The following is an 18824-nucleotide window of genomic DNA, read 5'->3' on the forward strand; positions in this document are numbered from 1 at the left end:
GGGGAGGGGCTGGAGCCCGTGGGCTCCGGGCCCGGAGTCGTCTTCGTCGGGGAGGGGTCCGGGTCCGACGGGTCCGGGTCCGGGGGCTTCGGGTCGTCGTCCGGGTCCGACGGTTCGTCGGACGGGGTGCCCGACGGGTCCGGGGACTCGGAGCCGCCGGTCGTGCTGGGCGTCGGCGCGCCCGAACGGGTCGTGGCGGGAACGCCGCCCGGCTCGGCCGGCTTCTTCGTGCTCGCGTCCGTCGGCGTCTCGCTGTCGTCGTAGTCGCCGGTGGTGTCGTCGTCCGCCGAATGGTCCGGCTGGACCCGGTCCGTGGGCGAGGTTCCGCTGCCCGAAGCGCCGAGGGTCACGACCGTGCCCAGTACGGCGGCGAGCACCGCGCCCGCGCCGGCGGCGACCAGGTTGCGGCGGGCGCCACCCAGCACCGGACGGCGCCGGCGGACGGGCGGCCCGGCGGCGGTCCTGCCCGCCGGCGGTGTGTCATCACGCCGGGTCACCAGCGTCGTCATCCGCTCGTCCTGCGACGGTGGCTTCCGGACGGGTACGACCATCGAGACCCCGCGCGGCGGCGACACCGGCGGTTCGCCGGCCGGGCGGAAGGGGACCGGGGCGTTCCCGTTCTCGCGGTCGGTGACCAGGGCCAGCGCCCTGCGGCCGGACACCGTGCCCCGCTTGTCCGCCACCGCCCCGCGCATGCCGATCGAGGTCTCCAGTTCGGCGCGCGCCCGGTCCAGGCTCCCGACGCAGAGCGCGAGGATCCCCAACTCGTGGTGGAAGTACGCCTCTTCGGCGACCTCTCCGGCGATCCTGGCCGCCTCCTGGCCGATCCGCAGCGCGCGCTCCCAGGCGCCCCAGTGCAGGCCCGCCAGGAAGGCGGGCGCCGCGCCCCTGGCCAGCAGGACGGCGGCGCTCGCGTGGCCCGCCTCGCCGCTGGACACCAGGGGCGTCATCGCGGCGAGCAGCGCGTCCGCCTCCGAGGAGGCCCGTCGCGGGGTGACCGACGGATGGCCGGCCCACCAGGTGAAGTGCTGGACGGCGACGTGCGCACGCGACGTGGCCTCGTCGCCGTAACCCCGCGCCTCCAGTTGGGCGAGCGCTCCGGCGGCGAGCCGGTAGCGCGGGCCGACGGGCGACAGGAGGCCGGCGTTCATCAGTTCGCCGACGGCGGCGTCGGCGTGGGTGTCGCCCACCAGGGCCGGCAGATGGGCCTGGTGCGGCACCTCGCCGCCGAGCGCGACGGCGAAGCGCAGCGTCTCCCGCGCGGCCTCGCCGAGCCGGGAGGCGAGCAGCACGGCGGGCGCGGCGCCCTCGCCGAGGGTCGGCAGCGGTACGTCGTAACCGTCGGCGGTGAGCGCCTCGTCCTTGAACCCCTCGCCCCGGCCCTGTCCTTGGCCGTACGGCGCGTCCGCCGGCTCGGGGACGAAGGCGCCGTCCGCCTCGTACGGCTCCGGGTCGGCGCGCAGGCGGTCGCGCCCGCGCAGCAGCGCCCCGGCCTGGACGAAGCGCTGCGGCAGTCCTTCGGACTCGAACCAGAGGTCGCCGGCCCAGTTCGCCTCCTCGTCGGTCAGCGGGCGCCCCGTGGCGCGCTCCAGCAGGTCGAGCGAGGCGCCGCGGCCGAGACCGCCGAGCAGGACCTCTTCGAGCCGCGAGCGCGAGATGGGCGCGTCGACGTCGGGGGTGATGGCGAGGAGGAAGGCGCATTCGGGCGCGGCTTCGAGGAGTTCGTCCAGCGGCTCGCCGCCGAGTTCGAGGTCGTCCACGACGACGATCGCGCCGATGCCGTTGACCAGCCGCAGCAGTCCCGCGCGGTCGGGGCGGTGCAGCGCGGACCGGTACACGCCCGCGTACAGCTCGTACAGCAGCTCGGTGACGGTGCGGTGGTGGCCGGAGAGCCGTACGACCCCGTCCGGCGCGAGGTTCTCGCAGTCGGCGGCGACGGCTTCGAGGAGTGCGGTGCGGCCGGAGCCCGCCGACCCGGTGAGGCGTACGGAACGTCCGCGGCCCAGCAGTCCGACGAGTTGTTCGCGCTCCTCCTGTCGCTCCAGCAGCGGGAGCGGGGGCGCGCCGGGGCCCGGCGGTATGGGCGGCCGGCCGGCACGGCGCGCCTCGGCGCGCTCGTCGGCGTCGAGCCTGACGGGGGCGGGCGACTGCGAGCCCGGCGGGCATGGCTCGATCTCGCTGCCGTCGACGGGGTTCACGGTGATCAGGAAGTCGCCGGAGATCAGCTCGACGGTGCGCGCGGGCGTCGGGTGCGTGAGCCACGGGCTGGGCCGGTCGGCGGCCTCGGCGGTTCTCTCGTCGGCGCGCCCCGCTCCGGCGGGGCCGGTGCCCAGGGGACCGGCACCCTCGGGACGCGGGTCCGTCGGGTGGGTCGGGTCGGTCGGGTTCATCGTCAAAGCCCCCCAGATCGTGGCGTGCGGTTGCCCTCCCGGCCTCGCACACCCCGCTGTCACTTCTGATCCGGTGCCCGCCGCATGGGTCGTCGGTCGGCCGACGGCCGAAACCCTAAACCTCCGCACAGTATCCAGGAACAGCCGGGGTGCCACCCCGTCCCAGACGTCACGGTCTCGTGAGGATTGTGCGCGGTTCACGGGCGGAGCCGGTGAGTTCGCGTGCTTACGGACCCGCGCGTGCTGTTTCAGACGCGCGGAAGCGATTCTGCTGCGATCCCGCCCTCGATGGCGAGAATGCGGTGGAGCCGGGTGGCCACCAGCAGGCGCTGCATCTGGGCCGGCACACCGCGCAGCACGAGTCTGCGACCGCACCGTCCGGCCCGGCGGTGCGCGCCCATGATGACGCCGAGGCCCGTGGCGTCCCAGGAATCGAGTCCGGTCAGATCGAGCACCAGGTCGCCGGCTCCGTCGTCGACGGCCGAGTGCAGGACCGTACGGGCGTCCGCCGCGCTGCGGACGTCGAGGCGGCCCTCGACGACCAGCTCGGCGTGGTCGCCCCTGATGTGCATATGCGCTCCCCGAATTCTTACGTGCTCCGCGTCCGTCTTCTCGGTCTTCGTGCGATACCCGTGTGCGATATGTGCGTGCGATGTGCGCGTGCGATGTCTTGGTGCGAGGTCTTCGTGCAATGCCTTTGTGCAACAACTGACAGCCGTACGGCCGAGGAAGTTGCCGTCCGTGAGCGAACTGATACCGAATTCACCCGGTGGGGTGAGGGCGGAACGTTCAGTGCTTGTAGAAGCCCTGCCCGCTCTTGCGCCCGATGTCACCCGCGTCCACCATCCGGCGCATCAGTTCGGGCGCCGCGAACTTCTCGTCCTGCGACTCCGTGTAGATGTTGTCGGCGGCGTGCAGCAGGATGTCGACGCCCGTGAGGTCGGCGGTGGCGAGCGGCCCCATGGCGTGGCCGAAGCCGAGCTTGCACGCGATGTCGATGTCCTCGGCCGTGGCGACGCCCGACTCCTGGAGCCTGGCCGCCTCGACGACCAGGGCGGTGATCAGACGGGTGGTGACGAAGCCCGCGACGTCACGGTTGACGACGATGCAGGTCTTGCCGACCGATTCGGCGAACTCCCGTGTCGTGGCGAGAGTTTCGTCGCTGGTCTTGTAGCCGCGTACCAGCTCACAGAGGTTCATCATCGGTACGGGTGAGAAGAAGTGCGCGCCCACGACGCGCTCGGGACGCTCCGTCACCGCGGCGATCTTGGTGATCGGGATGGCCGAGGTGTTGGAGGCCAGGACGGCGTCGTCGCGTACGAGTTTGTCGAGCGTCCGGAAGATCTCGTGCTTGATGTCGAGCTTCTCGAACACGGCCTCGACGACGATGTCGGCGTCGGCCGCGGCGTCCAGATCGGTGGTCGTGGTGATCCGGGCGAGTGCGGCGTCCGCGTCCGCCTCTTCGAGTTTGCCCTTGGTGACGAATTTGGCGTACGAGGCGCGGATCGCGTTCTTGCCACGGGTCAGGGCCTCGTCGGTCACATCTCGCAGAACGACGTCCCAGCCGGCCTGGGCCGATACCTGCGCGATTCCGGACCCCATGAGTCCGGCACCGATGACGGCGAGCTTCCTGGCCACGACGTACCCCTTGGTTTCCGCTCCGGAACGGCGCGCGGCTTAACACGCGCTTTACATTTCCCTCTGCCGGAGGTTATCGGTCGTGAGCTGCCCTGTGGTGGTGAAGAGATGCGCGTCACGTCTCACATGACGGACATCACATCCGGAAGCACGCCGGGGCGGCCCATCAGCCTTGCCGTACAGCGTACTTGAGCACTTTCCCGCCCAGTACTTCCTCGATGTCGTCCAGCAGTACGAGGGCTTCGCGCGAGGTCTCCTCGGGGGTCCGGCCCGCGACCATCCGGCGGCCGACGAACGCCATGAGCGTGCCGTGCGCCCAGGCGAGCTGACCGGCCACCAGCGTGGGCAGCGTGTCCCTCTCGTCGGCGCCGGTCTCCTCGCGGAGCGTCTTCTCCAGATGGACCAGGAGCTCCTGCTGGATGTACCAGAGACGCGACCTGAGTGAGTGCGAGTCCTCGACGACCTTCATGAAGCGGTCGTGGCCGCTGTGCAGTCCGATGGTGGGCGAGACGGTCTCGACCAGCTCTCGCAGTTCGCGCAGGACGGCGTCCGCCGCCGACTCGCCCGCGTCACGGGCGCGCACGAACCGGGAGAGCCGCTCGACGATGCCCCGGCTGCGGTCGAGGAAGAGGTCTTCCTTGGTCGAGAAGTAGTTGTAGACCGTGTTGACGGAGACGTCCGACGCCTCGGCGACCTCGGCGATGGTCACCGCGTCGAAGCCGCGCTCGACGAACAGATGCGTGGCGACGTCGGAGATGTACTGCCTGGTCTGGCGCTTCTTGCGCTCCCTGAGCCCTTCGGACATGCCTCTCAGCTTAGGGCGCGGCGCGGGCCCGGCACCGTGACCGTTTGGGCCCCCTGTATTTTTGGAGTCATTGCAAAATTTAAGTGACTCTGTTTTTCTGGAGTCATGGCAATCATCAGTACGGCCGGGCTCGCCCGGTCCTTCTCCACCGGACAGGGCACCGTCGAGGCGGTGCGCGGCATCGATCTGACCGTCCGGGCCGGGGAGATCCTCGGCCTGCTCGGTCCCAACGGCGCGGGCAAGACCACCACGCTGCGGATGCTCACCACGCTGCTCGCGCCCACCGAAGGCGTCGCGACGGTCGCCGGGTTCGACCTCGCCCGTGAGCCCGCGCGGGTACGGCGAAGGATCGGTTACGTGGCGCAGTCCGGCGGCGTCGACCCGCAGATCTCCGTACGCGAGGAACTGATCACCCAGGCCCGGCTCTACCGGCTGACGAAGGCCCAAGCCGTCGTCCGCACCCGGGAGTTGGCGCACGACCTCGACCTGTCCGACCTGCTCGACCGCAAGTGCGCGGCGCTCTCCGGCGGGCAGCGCCGGCGACTGGACATCGCGATGGGGCTGACGCACCGCCCCGAGGTGCTGTTCCTCGACGAGCCGACCACCGGACTCGATCCGGGCAGCAGGGCCGGTCTGTGGGACCTGATCCGCCGTATCCGTCAGGAGCACGGCACGACGGTCGTCCTCACCACGCACTACCTCGACGAGGCCGACGAACTCTCCGACCGGCTGGTCGTCGTCGACCACGGCGTGGTGGTGGCCGAGGGCACGCCGGACGCGCTGAAGCGCGAGTACGGCGGCTCCCCCGGCGCCTCGCTCCAGGACGCCTTCCTCGCGATCACCGGCCGCGCCCCGGCGCCGGACGACGCCGTTCCCGCAGCCGTCTAGGAGGATCCCGCCGTGTCCCCACTCGTCTCGTCGCCGCTCTCGGACACCGCGCTGGTCTTCGGGCGGTACGCCCGCCAGACCCTGCGCTCCAAGTTCCAGATCCTCTTCGGCATCCTGATGCCGCTGCTGTTCCTCTTCTTCTTCGGGCCGCTGCTGACCGATCTGCCGCTCGGCGCGAAGGCCGACTCCTGGCAGATCCTGGTGCCCGGACTCGTCCTCCAACTCGCCCTGCTCGGGGCCTCGTTGGCGGGCTTCTCGATCCTCGTCGAGAAGCAGACCGGGGTCCTCGAACGGATGCGGGTGACGCCGGTCAGCCGGCTCGCCCTGCTGCTGGGGAGGGTGCTGCGAGACGCGGCGCTCTTCGTCTTCCAGTCCGTACTGCTGGTCCTCGCCGCGCTGGTGATGGGGTTGCGGGCGCCGCTGGGCGGGATCCTCATCGGCTTCGTGTTCGTCGGGGTCCTGGCCACCGCGCTGGCCTCGCTGTCGTACGCCCTGGCGATGAACGTCTCGACGCCGCAGGAGTTCGGCCCCGTGATCAACGCGCTGACGATGCCGGCGATGCTGCTCTCCGGTCTGGTGCTGCCGATGACGCTGGCCCCGGACTGGCTGAACCTGCTGTCGCACGTCGTGCCGCTGCGCTTCCTGGTGGACGCCGTACGGGCGGGGTACCTGGGCGACTACGCCGGCGCCGCGATGCTCTACGGCGTGCTGATGGCGGTGGCCCTGGCGGCGGTGTCGCTGACGGTCGGCGCCCGGGTCTTCCGGAAGGCCGACGCCTGAGCCCATGCGCCCCAGGCTGGGACACGCCCTAGGCTGGGCACATGGTCAATCTGACGCGTATCTACACCCGTACCGGCGACCAGGGCACCACGGCGCTCGGCGACATGAGCCGTACCGCCAAGACCGATCCGAGGATCGCCGCCTACGCCGACGCCAACGAGGCGAACGCCGCCCTCGGTACGGCGATCGCGCTGGGGCAGCTCAGGGACGATGTGGTGAAGGTCCTCGTCCGGGTCCAGAACGACCTCTTCGACGTGGGCGCCGATCTCTCCACGCCGGTGGTCGAGGCGCCGAAGTATCCGCCGCTGCGGGTCGAGCAGTCGTACATCGACAAGCTGGAGGCGGACTGCGACCTCTTCCTGGAGGAGGTCGAGAAGCTGCGGAGCTTCATCCTCCCCGGCGGTACGGCGGGGGCGGCGCTGCTGCACCAGGCGTGCACCGTCGTACGGCGCGCGGAGCGCTCGACGTGGACGGCGTTCGAGACGCACGGGGAGATCATGAACCCGCTGACGGCTACGTATCTCAACCGGCTCTCCGACCTCCTGTTCATCCTGGCCAGGGTGGCCAACAAGGAGGTCGGAGACGTGTTGTGGGTGCCGGGCGGCGAGCGCTGATCCGGAAAGCTCAGCGGTCGTCGTAGGAGGTGGGCCGCTCCACCGGGGCGGCCCCGCCCGGACCCCTCTTCGGGAAGAGCGTGTAGCCGAGCGCCCACACCACGTTGACGCCGATCAGGAAGACCATCTTCTCCTGCCACATCCGGAGCGAGCCGACGCCCCCGTCGGAGCCGACGTACCGGATCGCGGCCTGGAGCAGCACGATCGCGATGCCCGACGCCACGATCCACCGGGCCGCCGTCCGCCACTCGTGGATCGCGCGGGCCCTGCCGTACTTCGGCGGGCGCACCGGCGGCGGGCCGCCCGCGAAGCGGTGGGCGAAGCGTGCGTCGGCCCACTTGATCAGCTCCGGGCCGAGGGCCACCGAGAACCCGATGTACACCGCCGCGAGGCCGTGCTTCCAGTCCGGTTCGGCGCCGTTCTTGAGGTCGATCGCCGTCACGACCAGCAGCAGGACCTCCAGCAGCGGCTCGCACAACAGCACCGCGACCGAGGCGCGCGGCATCCCGGCGAAGTAGCGCAGGGCGAGTCCGATGCCCAGCAGCACCCAGAATCCGACCTCACAGATGATGATCAGCGTGACGATCACGACGGCCCCCTTCCGGCTCCCTCCAAGCCTCCCGCCCGTCCCGGCCCCGATCGTCGTCAGCGGTGACGAGCCGTCACTGCATCCTTCGATGTACCGCCTCCTCGGCCGGTACGTGGACGTGCCCGCGCGCGGCGCCGTGTTGGATGGCGGGATGACCGATTTCCCGCGCCCGCCCCGCGAGGACGTCCTGATCGGCGCGGCCGGCCTGCTGGGCGGTCTGCTGCTGTGGTCGCTCGGGCTGCACACCCAGGGCGGCCGGGTGCTGCCCGGCTCCTGGGTGCTGGTGCCCCTCGTCGTCATGTCCCTGATGGAGCTGGTGCGCAGGAGCACGCCCCGCACGGCCCTGACCGTCGCCACCGTCGCGCTGGTCGCCGACCAGTTCACCACCGGCAGTGTCGCGACGATCGCGATGTTCACGGACATCGTGTACGCGGCGGTGCTGTACGGGAGCCCGTCCGCCGCCCGCCGTATCCCCTGGGCCACGGCGCTGATCTCGATCGTCGTCACCGTGGGGACCCTGAGCTGGCTCCGTACGCCCGAGGCACTGCTGCTCGGGGTGGTCGCCGCCGCGATCGGTGTCGCCCCGGCCACCACCGGTGTGCTGGTGCGCAACCACCGCGACGCAGCCGAGGCCGCCCGGCTGCGGGCCGAACAGACCGCGCTGCTCGCCGAGATGGACCGTACGCAGGCCGTGACGGCCGAGCGCGCGCGGATGGCCCGTGAGCTGCACGACATGGTCGCCAACCATCTGTCGGCCATCGCGATCCACTCCACCGCCGCGCTCTCGCTCGACGACGCGCGGACCACGAAGGACGCGCTGACGGTGATCCGCGAGAACAGCGTCGCCGGACTGGCCGAGATGCGGCGGCTCATCGGGCTGCTGCGGGACGCCGGCGACGACCGGGCCCCGGCCCCGGCGCCGACGCTGCGGGCGCTCGACTCGCTCGTGGAGCAGGCCCGTACGAACGGCGCGTCCAGCGGGCTCACGTTCACGCTGGCGGACCGGCGGGGCGGGGAGGCGCCGCTGCCCGCGCCGGTCGAGATGGCGGCGTACCGCATCGTCCAGGAGTCGCTGACCAACGCGCTCAAGCACGCGCCGCGCGGCCCCGTGACGGTGTTCCTGGAGCGCACCCGGCGCGCTCTGCGCGTCGACGTCGTCAGCCCGTACGGCGACCGGCCCGGCCCCCGAGCGCCGGGCTCCGGCGCCGGTCTCGTCGGGATGCGTGAGCGAGTCGCCCTGCTGGACGGGGAGTTCGAGGCGGGACCGGTCATGTCGGAGGACACCGACGGCGGCACGATCTGGCGGGTACGGGCACAACTGCCCGTCGACGAGGGGAACGGCGCGTCATGACGATCCGGGTTCTGGTGGCCGAGGACCAGTCGGCGGTGCGCGCGGGACTGGTGCTGATCCTGCGCAGCGCGCCGGAGATCGAGGTCGTGGGCGAGGCCGGGGACGGCGAGGAGGCCGTACGGCTGGCCCGTGAACTGCGCCCGAATCTCGTACTGATGGACATTCAGATGCCGCGCCTCGACGGTGTGTCGGCGACACGGCAGGTCGTCGGGGAGAGACTGGCCGACGTGCTCGTACTGACGACGTTCGACCTGGACGAGTACGTCTTCGGCGCGCTGCGCGCCGGCGCCTCCGGGTTCCTGCTGAAGAACACCGGGGCGAGGGAGCTGATCGAGGCGGTGCGGACGGTGGCACGTGGCGAGGGGCTGATCGCGCCCGCCGTGACACGCCGGCTGATCGCCGAGTTCGCCTCGCCGAGGACCGTACGGTCCACGGACGCGCCGGACCTCACGGTGCTCGACACCCTGACCCGGCGCGAGCGCGAGGTGCTGTCGAGCCTGGGCGACGGGCTGTCGAACGCCGAGATCGCGCGGCGGCTCGACATGGCCGAGGCGACCGTCAAGACGCATGTGAGCAGGCTGCTGGGCAAGCTGGAGCTGCGCAGCCGGCTGCAAGCGGCGGTTCTGGCGCGGGAGTTGGGGATCTGACCGGCCGCCGGGGCGGCGGGTGGACCGACAGCCACGGACGACCGGGGACACCTTTGGTCTGGACCTATTGACGAGTGGTCCAGACCTCCTTACTCTCACGCCACCGACTACTGCGCGAGCTGTCGCGGGAGTCGGGTGTCACGGACCAACCCCGGATCAACCCCGGACCAACCCCGAACTGCTCTGATCCCACTCGAGGAGTACCCCTTGAGCACGAAGACGTCCGTCCGAAGAGCCAGATTCAGATCCAGATCCGTCGCGGCGCTGACCGCACTGCTCCTCCCCCTCGCCGCCATGGTCGGCCTGGCCTCCCCCGCCGAGGCAGCCGAGTCGGCGACCGCCACGTACACCAAGAAGTCCGACTGGGGCACCGGCTTCGAAGGCTCGTGGACGGTGAAGAACACCGGCACCACCACCCTCAGCTCCTGGACCGTCGAGTGGGACTTCCCCGCCGGCACCGGCGTCGGCTCCGCCTGGGACGCCACGGTCACCAAGAGCGGCACCAACCACTGGACCGCCAAGAACGTCGGCTGGAACGGCACCCTCACCCCGGGCGCCTCGGTCACCTTCGGCTTCAACGGCACCGGCTCCGGTTCCCCCTCCGGCTGCAAGCTCAACGGCCTGTCCTGCGACGGCGGCAGCGTCCCCGGTGACACGGCCCCCACCGCCCCGGGCACACCCACCGCGAGCGAGATCACCAACACGTCGGCGAAGCTCAGCTGGAGCGCGGCCACCGACGACAAGGGCATCAAGAACTACGACGTCCTGCGGGACGGCGCGAAGATCGCCACGGTCACCGGTACGACGTACACGAACACCGGCCTGACCGCGGGCACCAGCTACTCGTACAGCGTCCAGGCCCGTGACACGGCCGACCAGACCGGACCGGTCAGCGGCTCGGTCGCCGTCAGGACCACCGGCGGCGGCACGGACCCGGGCACCCCGCCCGGCGACCAGGTCAAGCTCGGCTACTTCACCGAGTGGGGCGTCTACGACCGCAACTACCACGTCAAGAACCTGGTGACGTCGGGCAGCGCGTCCAAGATCACCCACATCAACTACTCGTTCGGCAACGTCCAGGGCGGCAAGTGCACCATCGGTGACGCCTACGCCGCGACGGACAAGGCGTACACCGCCGACCAGGCCGTCGACGGTGTCGCCGACACCTGGGACCAGCCGCTGCGCGGCAACTTCAACCAGCTGCGCAAGCTCAAGGCCGCCAACCCCAACATCAAGGTCCTCTGGTCCTTCGGCGGCTGGACCTGGTCCGGCGGCTTCGGTGACGCGGTGAAGAACCCGGCCGCGTTCGCGCAGTCCTGCTACGACCTGGTCGAGGACCCGCGCTGGGCCGACGTCTTCGACGGCATCGACCTGGACTGGGAGTACCCCAACGCCTGCGGTCTGAGCTGTGACACCAGCGGCCCGGCGTCGATGAAGAACATGATGCAGGCCATGCGCGCCAAGTTCGGTGCCAACTACCTGGTCACCGCGGCCGTCACCGCCGACGCGTCCAGCGGCGGCAAGATCGACGCCGCCGACTACGCCGGCGCCTCGCAGTACATGAACTGGCTCAACGTGATGACGTACGACTTCTTCGGCGCCTTCGCCGCGCAGGGCCCCACGGCCCCGCACTCCCCGCTCACCTCGTACCCGGGCATCCCCCAGGCGGGCTTCAACTCCGCCGACGCGATCGCCAAGTACAAGGCGCAGGGCGTCCCGGCGAAGAAGCTGCTGCTCGGCATCGGCTTCTACGGGCGCGGCTGGACCGGCGTCACGCAGGCGGCGCCGGGCGGCACCGCGACGGGCGCGGCCCCCGGCACGTACGAGGCGGGCATCGAGGACTACAAGGTCCTGAAGAACACCTGCCCCGTCACCGGCACCGTCGGCGGCACGGCGTACGCCAAGTGCGGCAGCAACTGGTGGAGCTACGACACCCCGGCCACGATCGCGACGAAGATGACCTGGGCCAAGAGCCAGGGCCTCGGCGGAGCGTTCTTCTGGGACTTCACCGGTGACACCGCGAACGGCGAACTCGTGACCGCGATCAGCAACGGTCTGAAGTAGGTCCGAGGCAACACACCGCGCACAGAGCGAGGGGGACGGCGCCCACGGGCACCGTCCCCCTCGTCGTTGCCCCGAAGACTCAGGCGACGTTCACCCGCTGGCCGGGCGGCGCCGCCTCCAGCCAGGCGAGGAAGCCGGTCAGCGCGTCCTCGCTCATCGCCAGCTCCAGACGCGTCCCCTTGTGGTCGCAGCCGAGCACGACGGAGTCGGAGAGCAGCGCCAGCTCCTCCTCGCCCTCGGGCGCGCGCCGGGCGCGCACCTCGATGGCCGAGCGCTCAAGGCTGCGGCGGGGCCGCGGAGAGTACGAGAAGACCCGGAACCAGTTGATCCGGTCGCCGCTGTAGCGCGCGACGCCGTACACCCAGCCCTTGCCGGACGTGTCGGGCTCCTCCGCCACGTTCCAGCGCAGCGAACAGTCGAAGGTCCCTCCGGACCGCTGGATCAGCCGTCGGCGCAGCCCGAAGACGAAGAGCCCCACCGCAACCAGTACGACGACCAGTCCGCAGACAAGCAGAGCGAGGACCATCGATACCGACCTCCTCGCCTCATCGAGTAACCCGCACGAACGAACAGAAACAGCAGCCGCATCGCCTCAGCCGCGACACGGTCTGGATGACTCCAGAACGGGCCGCGGCTGAGGGTAATTCCAGAAGCGGTGCGTCAGCGCACCGCCACAGCGCGCAGTCGGACATCGGCGCGACGCTCGGCGGCGTCGTCCTCACCCGACTTGGCACGCTCCAGCGCGCGCTCGGCGCGCTGGGCATCGATCTCGTCCGCAAGCTCGGCGATCTCCGCGAGCAGCGAGAGCTTGTTGTCCGCGAACGAGAGGAAACCGCCGTGCACAGCGGCGACGACCGTTCCGCCCTCGGTCGTACGGATGGTCACGGGGCCCGACTCCAGCACACCGAGCAGCGGCTGGTGACCGGGCATGACGCCGATGTCGCCGGACGTGGTGCGCGCGACGACCAGGGTGGCCTCGCCGGACCAGACACTGCGGTCCGCGGCGACCAGCTCGACGTGCAGCTCAGCAGCCAAGGGTGGCTCCTCGGGTCACCACCCGGCTTTGTCGCCGGGTGTTGGTCTAGATTCTATGGGGTTCACGATCGGCGGTTCGGAGGGGGGCGGTTCATGCCCGCCCCCCGCCGGACCGGCCGAGGACTCGGGGTGAGTCGACGGCTCAGGAGATGCCGAGCTCCTTGGCGTTCGCCTTCAGGTCCTCGATACCACCGCACATGAAGAACGCCTGCTCCGGGAAGTGGTCGTAATCCCCGTCGCAGATCGCGTTGAACGCGGCGACCGACTCGTCGAGCGGTACGTCGGAGCCGTCCAGGCCGGTGAACTGCTTGGCGGCGTGGGTGTTCTGCGACAGGAAGCGCTCGACGCGACGGGCACGGTGGACAACGAGCTTGTCCTCCTCGCCCAGCTCGTCGATGCCGAGGATCGCGATGATGTCCTGGAGGTCCTTGTTCTTCTGCAGGATTCCCTTGACGCGGCTGGCCGTGTCGTAGTGCGCCTGCGAGATGTAACGCGGGTCCAGGATGCGGGACGTCGAGTCCAGCGGGTCGACCGCCGGGTAGATGCCCTTCTCCGAGATCGGACGCGACAGCACGGTCGTCGCGTCGAGGTGCGCGAAGGTCGTGGCCGGGGCCGGGTCGGTCAGGTCGTCCGCCGGCACGTAGATCGCCTGCATCGAGGTGATCGAGTGGCCACGGGTCGAGGTGATGCGCTCCTGGAGCACACCCATCTCGTCCGCCAGGGTCGGCTGGTAACCCACCGCGGACGGCATACGGCCGAGCAGCGTGGAGACCTCGGAACCGGCCTGGGTGAAGCGGAAGATGTTGTCGATGAAAAGCAGCACGTCCTGCTTCTGCACATCGCGGAAGTACTCCGCCATGGTCAGGGCCGACAGGGCGACCCGCAGACGGGTGCCCGGCGGCTCGTCCATCTGGCCGAAGACCAGCGCGGTCTTGTCCAGGACGCCCGACTCGGTCATCTCGTCGATGAGGTCGTTGCCCTCACGGGTGCGCTCACCGACACCGGCGAACACGGAAACACCGTCGTGCAGCTTCGCCACACGCATGATCATTTCCTGGATGAGGACCGTCTTGCCGACGCCCGCTCCACCGAACAGACCGATCTTGCCGCCCTTGACGTACGGGGTCAGCAGGTCGACGACCTTCAGGCCGGTCTCGAACATCTCGGTTTTCGACTCGAGCTGGTCGAAGGCCGGGGCCTTGCGGTGGATCGGCCAGCGCTCGGTGATCTGAGCCTTGCCCTCCGGGTCGTTCAGGATCTCACCGAGGGTGTTGAACACCTTGCCCTTGGTCACGTCACCGACGGGCACCGAGATACCGGAGCCGGTGTCCGTCACCACGGCCTGGCGGACCAGACCGTCGGTCGGCTGCATCGAGACGGCGCGTACGACTCCGTCACCCAGGTGCTGGGCGACTTCGAGCGTCAGCGTCTTCCTCTTGCCGTCCTCGGCCGGGTCGGCCACCTCGACGTGCAGTGCGTTGTAGATCTCCGGCATCGCGTCGACGGGGAACTCCACGTCGACGACCGGGCCGATGACCCGGGACACGCGGCCTGTGGCCGTGCTTCCCGGGGTGGCCGCCTCAACAGTGGTCGTCATTACTTTTCACTCCCCGCGGTCGCGTCGGCCAGGGCGCTGGCGCCACCGACGATCTCGCTGATTTCCTGGGTGATTTCGGCCTGGCGGGCCGCGTTGGCAAGCCGGGAGAGGCTCTTGATGAGATCCCCGGCGTTGTCGGTCGCCGACTTCATCGCGCGGCGGGTGGCCGCGTGCTTGGAAGCGGCGGCCTGGAGCAGCGCGTTGTAGATACGGCTCTCGACGTAGCGCGGCAGCAGGGCGTCGAGGACGTCCTCCGCCGACGGCTCGAAGTCGAACAGCGGAAGGATCTCGTGCTTCTTCGCCGCGTCCTCGTCCTGGTCCGCCGACGCGTCGGCGAGGGAGAGGGGCAGCAGCCGGTTCTGTGTCGGCGTCTGCGTCAGCATCGAGATGAACTCGGTGAAGACGATGTGGAGTTCGTCCACGCCGCCGTCCGCCGTGTCCCGCTGGACCGCCGCGATCAGCGGCCCGGCGACCTTCTTGGCGTCCGCGTAGGTCGGACTGTCGGTGAAGCCGGTCCACGACTCCGTGACCTCGATCTCACGGAAGCCGTAGTAGGCGACACCCTTGCGGCCGACGATGTAGGTGTCGACCTTCTTGCCCTCACCCGTGAGCCGCTCGGTGAGCCGCTCCGCCGCCTTGATGGCGTTGGAGGAGTAGCCGCCGGCCAGTCCGCGGTCGCTCGTGATGAGCAGAACCGCGGCCCGGACCGGCGCCTCGACCTCCGTGGTCAGGGGGTGCTTGGTGTTGGATCCGGTCGCCACCGCCGTGACCGCGCGGGTGAGCTCGGTCGCGTACGGCGTGGATGCCGTCACCTGGCGCTGCGCCTTGACGATGCGCGAGGCGGCGATCATCTCCATCGCCTTGGTGATCTTCTTGGTCGCGGTGACGGATTTGATGCGACGCTTGTAGACCCGGAGCTGGGCTCCCATGAGTCAGGTCCCTTCCGTCGTCACTTGGAGACGTTGACGCCGGCCGGGGCGTCGTCGCCCAGAAGCTTGCCGTCCGAGGTCTCGAACTGCTTCTTGAAGGCGGCGATGGCGTCACTGATGGACTCAAGAGTGTCGTCCGACATCTTGGCGCCCTCGGCGATGCTGGTCAGCAGCTCCTTGCGCTCGCGGCGCAGGTGCTCCAGCAGCTCGGTCTCGAAGCGGCTGATGTCCTCGACCGGGACGTCGTCCATCTTGCCGGTGGTGCCGGCGTAGATGGAGACGACCTGCTCCTCGACGGGGTACGGCGCGTACTGCGGCTGCTTGAGCAGCTCGACCATGCGCTGACCACGCTGGAGCGATGCCTTCGACGCGGCGTCCAGGTCGGAACCGAAGGCGGCGAACGCCTCCAGCTCGCGGTACTGGGCGAGGTCCACGCGCAGACGTCCCGACACCTGGCGCATGGCCTTGTGCTGGGCGGAACCGCCGACTCGGGAGACCGAGATACCGACGTTCAGCGCGGGCCGCTGGCCGGCGTTGAACAGGTCGGACTCCAGGAAGCACTGGCCGTCGGTGATGGAGATGACGTTGGTCGGGATGAACGCCGACACGTCGTTCGCCTTGGTCTCGACGATGGGAAGACCCGTCATCGAACCGGCGCCCATGTCGTCGGAGAGCTTGGCGCAGCGCTCCAGCAGACGCGAGTGCAGGTAGAAGACGTCGCCCGGGTAGGCCTCGCGGCCCGGCGGACGGCGCAGCAGCAGCGAGACGGCGCGGTAGGCGTCGGCCTGCTTCGACAGGTCGTCGAAGATGATCAGGACGTGCTTGCCCTGGTACATCCAGTGCTGGCCGATGGCCGAACCGGTGTACGGGGCCAGGTACTTGAAGCCCGCCGGGTCGGACGCCGGGGCGGCGACGATCGTCGTGTACTCAAGAGCGCCGGCCTCTTCCAGCGCACCGCGTACGGACGCGATGGTGGAGCCCTTCTGGCCGATGGCGACGTAGATGCAGCGAACCTGCTTGTTCACGTCGCCCGAGCGCCAGTTGTCGCGCTGGTTGATGATGGTGTCGACAGCCAGGGCGGTCTTGCCGGTCTGGCGGTCGCCGATGATCAGCTGACGCTGGCCACGGCCGATCGGCACCATCGAGTCGACGGCCTTGTAACCGGTCTGCATCGGCTGGTGCACCGACTTACGGACCATGACGCCCGGAGCCTGGAGCTCCAGGGCGCGGCGGCCGTCGGTCGCGATCTCGCCGAGACCGTCGATCGGGGCGCCGAGCGGGTCGACGACACGGCCGAGGTAACCCTCGCCGACGCCGACGGAGAGCACTTCGCCGGTACGGGTGACCGACTGACCCTCCTCGATACCGCTGAACTCACCGAGGACGACAGCGCCGATCTCGCGCTCCTCCAGGTTCAGGGCGAGACCCAGGGTCCCGTCCTCGAACTTCAGCAGTTCGTTCGCCATGGCCGAGGGCAGACCCTCGACCTTCGCGATGCCGTCACCGGCAACGCTGACCGTCCCGACCTCCTCGCGCGAGGCCGCGTCCGGCTTGTACGACTGGACAAAGTTCTCCAGCGCATCCCGGATCTCCTCCGGCCGGATCGTGAGCTCCGCCATCTGGATTCCCTGCTCTCCTTGTTGGGCCCGAAGTTCTTTGGGGGTCTGGGGGCGACCCCCAGGAATCTTCTGCAATTTCTGCACGGCCCAACCGGGCCGCAGTTCTTGATCTGTGTATGTGTGTCTGTAATCCGGCTATCGCGTAACGACCTGCGGCCTTCAGCCGGCCAGCCGCCGAGCCGCCTCTTCGAGGCGTTCCACGACGGTGCCGTTGACGACCTCGTCGCCGACGCGGACCGAGACTCCGCCGAGGACCTCGGGGTCCACGTCGAGGTTCAGATGCATCGGGTGGCCGTAGAGCCTGGCCAGGGCCGCGCCGAGGCGCTGCTTCTGGCCTTCGGTGAGAGGCACCGCCGATGTGACGACCGCCACCATCCGGTTCCGGCGCGCCGCGGCGAGCCGGGACAGGGTCTGAAGACCCGCTTCCAGGCTACGTCCACGGGGCTGGGTGACGAGGCGGACGACCAGACGCTCGGTGCTCGGGTTGGCCCGGCCGCCGAGCAGGCTGGTCAGCAGCGTGCTCTTGGCCGACACCGTCGCCGCCTGATCGGTCAGCGCGGCACGCAGATCGGTGCTGGACTCGACGATCCGGCCGAACCGGAACAGCTCGTCCTCGACGTCGTCGAGGCCACCGGCACGCTGCGCGGCGGTGAGCTCGGCGAGAGCCGACAGCTCCTCCACCGAGTCGACCAGGTCACGCGGGCGTGACCAGCGGGACCGGACCATGCCGGTGACCAGATCGACGGTCTCGCCGCCCACCTGCCCGCCCAGCAGTCCGCCGGCCAGCTCGGCCTTGGACTCACCGGACCGTGCCGGGTCGGTCAGGACCCGGCGCAGCGACACCTCGCGGTGGAGCAGCGCGGTGACGGCGGTCAGCTCCTCGGCGAGCTTCGCCGCGTCGACCGAGGTGTTGTCGGTCAGCGCGTCGAGACGCTCGCGTGCGGCGGCAAGCGCCGCGCGGCTCGCCCCATTCATCGGGCCGCCTCGGCCTTCGACGCGCCGTCCTCGAGCTCGTCGAGGAAGCGGTCGATGGTGCGGCTCTGCCGGGCGGTGTCCTCAAGGGACTCACCCACGAGCTTGCCGGCGAGGTCGGTGGCGAGCTTGCCGACGTCCTGGCGCAGCGCCGAGGCGGCGGCCTTGCGGTCGGCCTCGATCTGGGCGTGACCGGCGGCGACGATCTCCTCGCGCTGCCGCTGCCCCTCCGCCTTCATCTCCTGGATGATGGTGGCGCCCTGTTCGGTCGCCTCCTGGCGGAGACGGGCCGCCTCGTGACGCGCTTCGGCGAGCTGGGCCTTGTACTGCTCCAGGACGCTCTGCGCCTCGGTCTTGGCCTCCTCCGCCTTCTCGATGCCGCCTTCGATGGCCTCACGGCGCTGCTCCAGAACCTTGTTGATGTTCGGGAGGAGCTTCTTGGCGAGGAAGCCGAAGACGATGACGAAGGCGATCAGGCCGATGACGAGCTCGTCAAGGTGCGGGATCAGCGGATTCTGAGGCTCCGCCGCTGCCGCAACATAGAGAGCGTTCACATCAATGCCTTCCGTGAAAGGGGTAGGGCTGTCGGTCCGGCTTACTGGTAGACGAAGCCCATGACGATGCCGATGAGGGCGAGCGCCTCACAGAAGGCGAAACCCATGATCTGGTTGGTGCGGATCAGGCCGGCCGCTTCGGGCTGACGGGCGAGGGCCTGGGTGCCGTTACCGAAGATGATGCCGACGCCGACGCCGGGGCCGATCGCGGCCAGGCCGTAGCCGATCGAGGCCACGTTGCCGACGACGGTGGTCTTGGCGGAGGCGAGGTTGACCAATTCGAGAGCAGCGGACATGCCGTTACTTCCTTCTCTTTCACGGACCGGGTGGGGGTTGGCCACCGGACGTCTGT

Annotated in this window: 19 protein-coding genes; 6 read left to right on the forward strand and 13 right to left on the reverse strand. The window is 69.8% G+C overall.

What is annotated here, in order from left to right; all coding sequences use genetic code 11:
• The 4 genes from P3L51_RS10615 to P3L51_RS10630 form a co-directional block, all read right to left on the reverse strand.
• On the reverse strand, positions 1-2390 hold a 2390-nt coding region (locus tag P3L51_RS10615; RefSeq protein ID WP_354604873.1), incomplete at its 3' end, for an ATP-binding protein.
• Positions 2391-2638: 248 nt separating this feature from the next.
• Positions 2639-2962, reverse strand: a complete 324-nt coding sequence (locus P3L51_RS10620; protein ID WP_354604874.1) for an STAS domain-containing protein — start codon at positions 2960-2962, stop codon at positions 2639-2641.
• Positions 2963-3179: 217 nt separating this feature from the next.
• Positions 3180-4028 (reverse strand): 3-hydroxyacyl-CoA dehydrogenase family protein, encoded by an 849-nt coding sequence (locus tag P3L51_RS10625; protein ID WP_354604875.1) that lies wholly within the window; start codon positions 4026-4028, stop codon positions 3180-3182.
• Between the two features lie 166 nt (positions 4029-4194).
• The gene (locus P3L51_RS10630; protein ID WP_354604876.1) at positions 4195-4833 is read right to left on the reverse strand and encodes a TetR/AcrR family transcriptional regulator; all 639 of its coding nucleotides are present in this window, start codon (positions 4831-4833) and stop codon (positions 4195-4197) included.
• Positions 4834-4938: 105 nt separating this feature from the next.
• Between P3L51_RS10630 and P3L51_RS10635 the strand changes: the two genes are divergently transcribed.
• The 3 genes from P3L51_RS10635 to P3L51_RS10645 are packed head-to-tail and all read left to right on the forward strand — an operon-like array spanning position 4939 to position 7115.
• Positions 4939-5721, forward strand: coding sequence for an ABC transporter ATP-binding protein (locus P3L51_RS10635; RefSeq protein ID WP_354604877.1), 783 nt, complete (start codon positions 4939-4941; stop codon positions 5719-5721).
• A 12-nt stretch (positions 5722-5733) separates the two neighbouring features.
• A complete protein-coding gene (locus tag P3L51_RS10640) occupies positions 5734-6501 on the forward strand; it encodes an ABC transporter permease (protein WP_354604878.1) in 768 nt (255 codons plus the stop codon).
• 41 nt (positions 6502-6542) lie between these two features.
• The gene (locus P3L51_RS10645; RefSeq protein ID WP_354604879.1) at positions 6543-7115 is read left to right on the forward strand and encodes a cob(I)yrinic acid a,c-diamide adenosyltransferase; all 573 of its coding nucleotides are present in this window, start codon (positions 6543-6545) and stop codon (positions 7113-7115) included.
• Between the two features lie 10 nt (positions 7116-7125).
• On the opposite strand, the gene P3L51_RS10650 is transcribed toward P3L51_RS10645, so the two are convergent.
• A complete protein-coding gene (locus P3L51_RS10650; protein WP_354604880.1) occupies positions 7126-7704 on the reverse strand; it encodes a hypothetical protein in 579 nt (192 codons plus the stop codon).
• A 151-nt stretch (positions 7705-7855) separates the two neighbouring features.
• Here P3L51_RS10650 and P3L51_RS10655 point away from each other — a divergent pair, with 151 nt between their 5' ends.
• The 3 genes from P3L51_RS10655 (at position 7856) to P3L51_RS10665 (ending at position 11766) form a co-directional block, all read left to right on the forward strand.
• Positions 7856-9055 carry a sensor histidine kinase gene (locus tag P3L51_RS10655; protein WP_354604915.1) on the forward strand — a complete coding sequence of 400 codons (1200 nt, stop codon included), beginning with the start codon at positions 7856-7858 and terminating at the stop codon, positions 9053-9055.
• A complete protein-coding gene (locus tag P3L51_RS10660; protein WP_354604881.1) occupies positions 9052-9702 on the forward strand; it encodes a response regulator in 651 nt (216 codons plus the stop codon). Before P3L51_RS10655 ends, P3L51_RS10660 begins: the two co-directional genes overlap by 4 nt.
• 207 nt (positions 9703-9909) lie before the next feature.
• Entirely contained in the window at positions 9910-11766 is a 1857-nt protein-coding gene (locus P3L51_RS10665; RefSeq protein ID WP_354604882.1) for a glycosyl hydrolase family 18 protein, read from the forward strand.
• 79 nt (positions 11767-11845) lie between these two features.
• Here P3L51_RS10665 and P3L51_RS10670 read toward each other — a convergent pair whose 3' ends face one another.
• The 8 genes from P3L51_RS10670 to atpE form a co-directional block, all read right to left on the reverse strand.
• Positions 11846-12292: a DUF2550 domain-containing protein gene (locus P3L51_RS10670; RefSeq protein ID WP_354604883.1), complete on the reverse strand. Its 447-nt coding sequence runs from the start codon at positions 12290-12292 to the stop codon at positions 11846-11848.
• Between the two features lie 134 nt (positions 12293-12426).
• The gene (locus tag P3L51_RS10675; RefSeq protein ID WP_354604884.1) at positions 12427-12801 is read right to left on the reverse strand and encodes a F0F1 ATP synthase subunit epsilon; all 375 of its coding nucleotides are present in this window, start codon (positions 12799-12801) and stop codon (positions 12427-12429) included.
• A 142-nt stretch (positions 12802-12943) separates the two neighbouring features.
• Positions 12944-14398: a F0F1 ATP synthase subunit beta gene (atpD, locus tag P3L51_RS10680; RefSeq protein ID WP_354604885.1), complete on the reverse strand. Its 1455-nt coding sequence runs from the start codon at positions 14396-14398 to the stop codon at positions 12944-12946.
• On the reverse strand, positions 14398-15327 hold the full coding sequence (locus tag P3L51_RS10685) for a F0F1 ATP synthase subunit gamma (RefSeq protein ID WP_354604886.1): 930 nt from the start codon (positions 15325-15327) through the stop codon (positions 14398-14400). Before P3L51_RS10685 ends, atpD begins: the two co-directional genes overlap by 1 nt.
• 20 nt (positions 15328-15347) lie before the next feature.
• Positions 15348-16946: a F0F1 ATP synthase subunit alpha gene (gene atpA, locus P3L51_RS10690; protein WP_354604887.1), complete on the reverse strand. Its 1599-nt coding sequence runs from the start codon at positions 16944-16946 to the stop codon at positions 15348-15350.
• Positions 16947-17105: 159 nt separating this feature from the next.
• A complete protein-coding gene (locus P3L51_RS10695) occupies positions 17106-17921 on the reverse strand; it encodes a F0F1 ATP synthase subunit delta (RefSeq protein ID WP_354604888.1) in 816 nt (271 codons plus the stop codon).
• Positions 17918-18472 (reverse strand): F0F1 ATP synthase subunit B, encoded by a 555-nt coding sequence (locus tag P3L51_RS10700; RefSeq protein WP_329076007.1) that lies wholly within the window; start codon positions 18470-18472, stop codon positions 17918-17920. Before P3L51_RS10700 ends, P3L51_RS10695 begins: the two co-directional genes overlap by 4 nt.
• A 41-nt stretch (positions 18473-18513) precedes the next feature.
• Positions 18514-18768 carry an ATP synthase F0 subunit C gene (gene atpE / locus P3L51_RS10705; protein ID WP_078075070.1) on the reverse strand — a complete coding sequence of 85 codons (255 nt, stop codon included), beginning with the start codon at positions 18766-18768 and terminating at the stop codon, positions 18514-18516.
• Positions 18769-18824: the final 56 nt, after the last annotated feature.

This window comes from Streptomyces panacea (assembly GCF_040560175.1).
Lineage (GTDB): Bacteria > Actinomycetota > Actinomycetes > Streptomycetales > Streptomycetaceae > Streptomyces > Streptomyces panacea.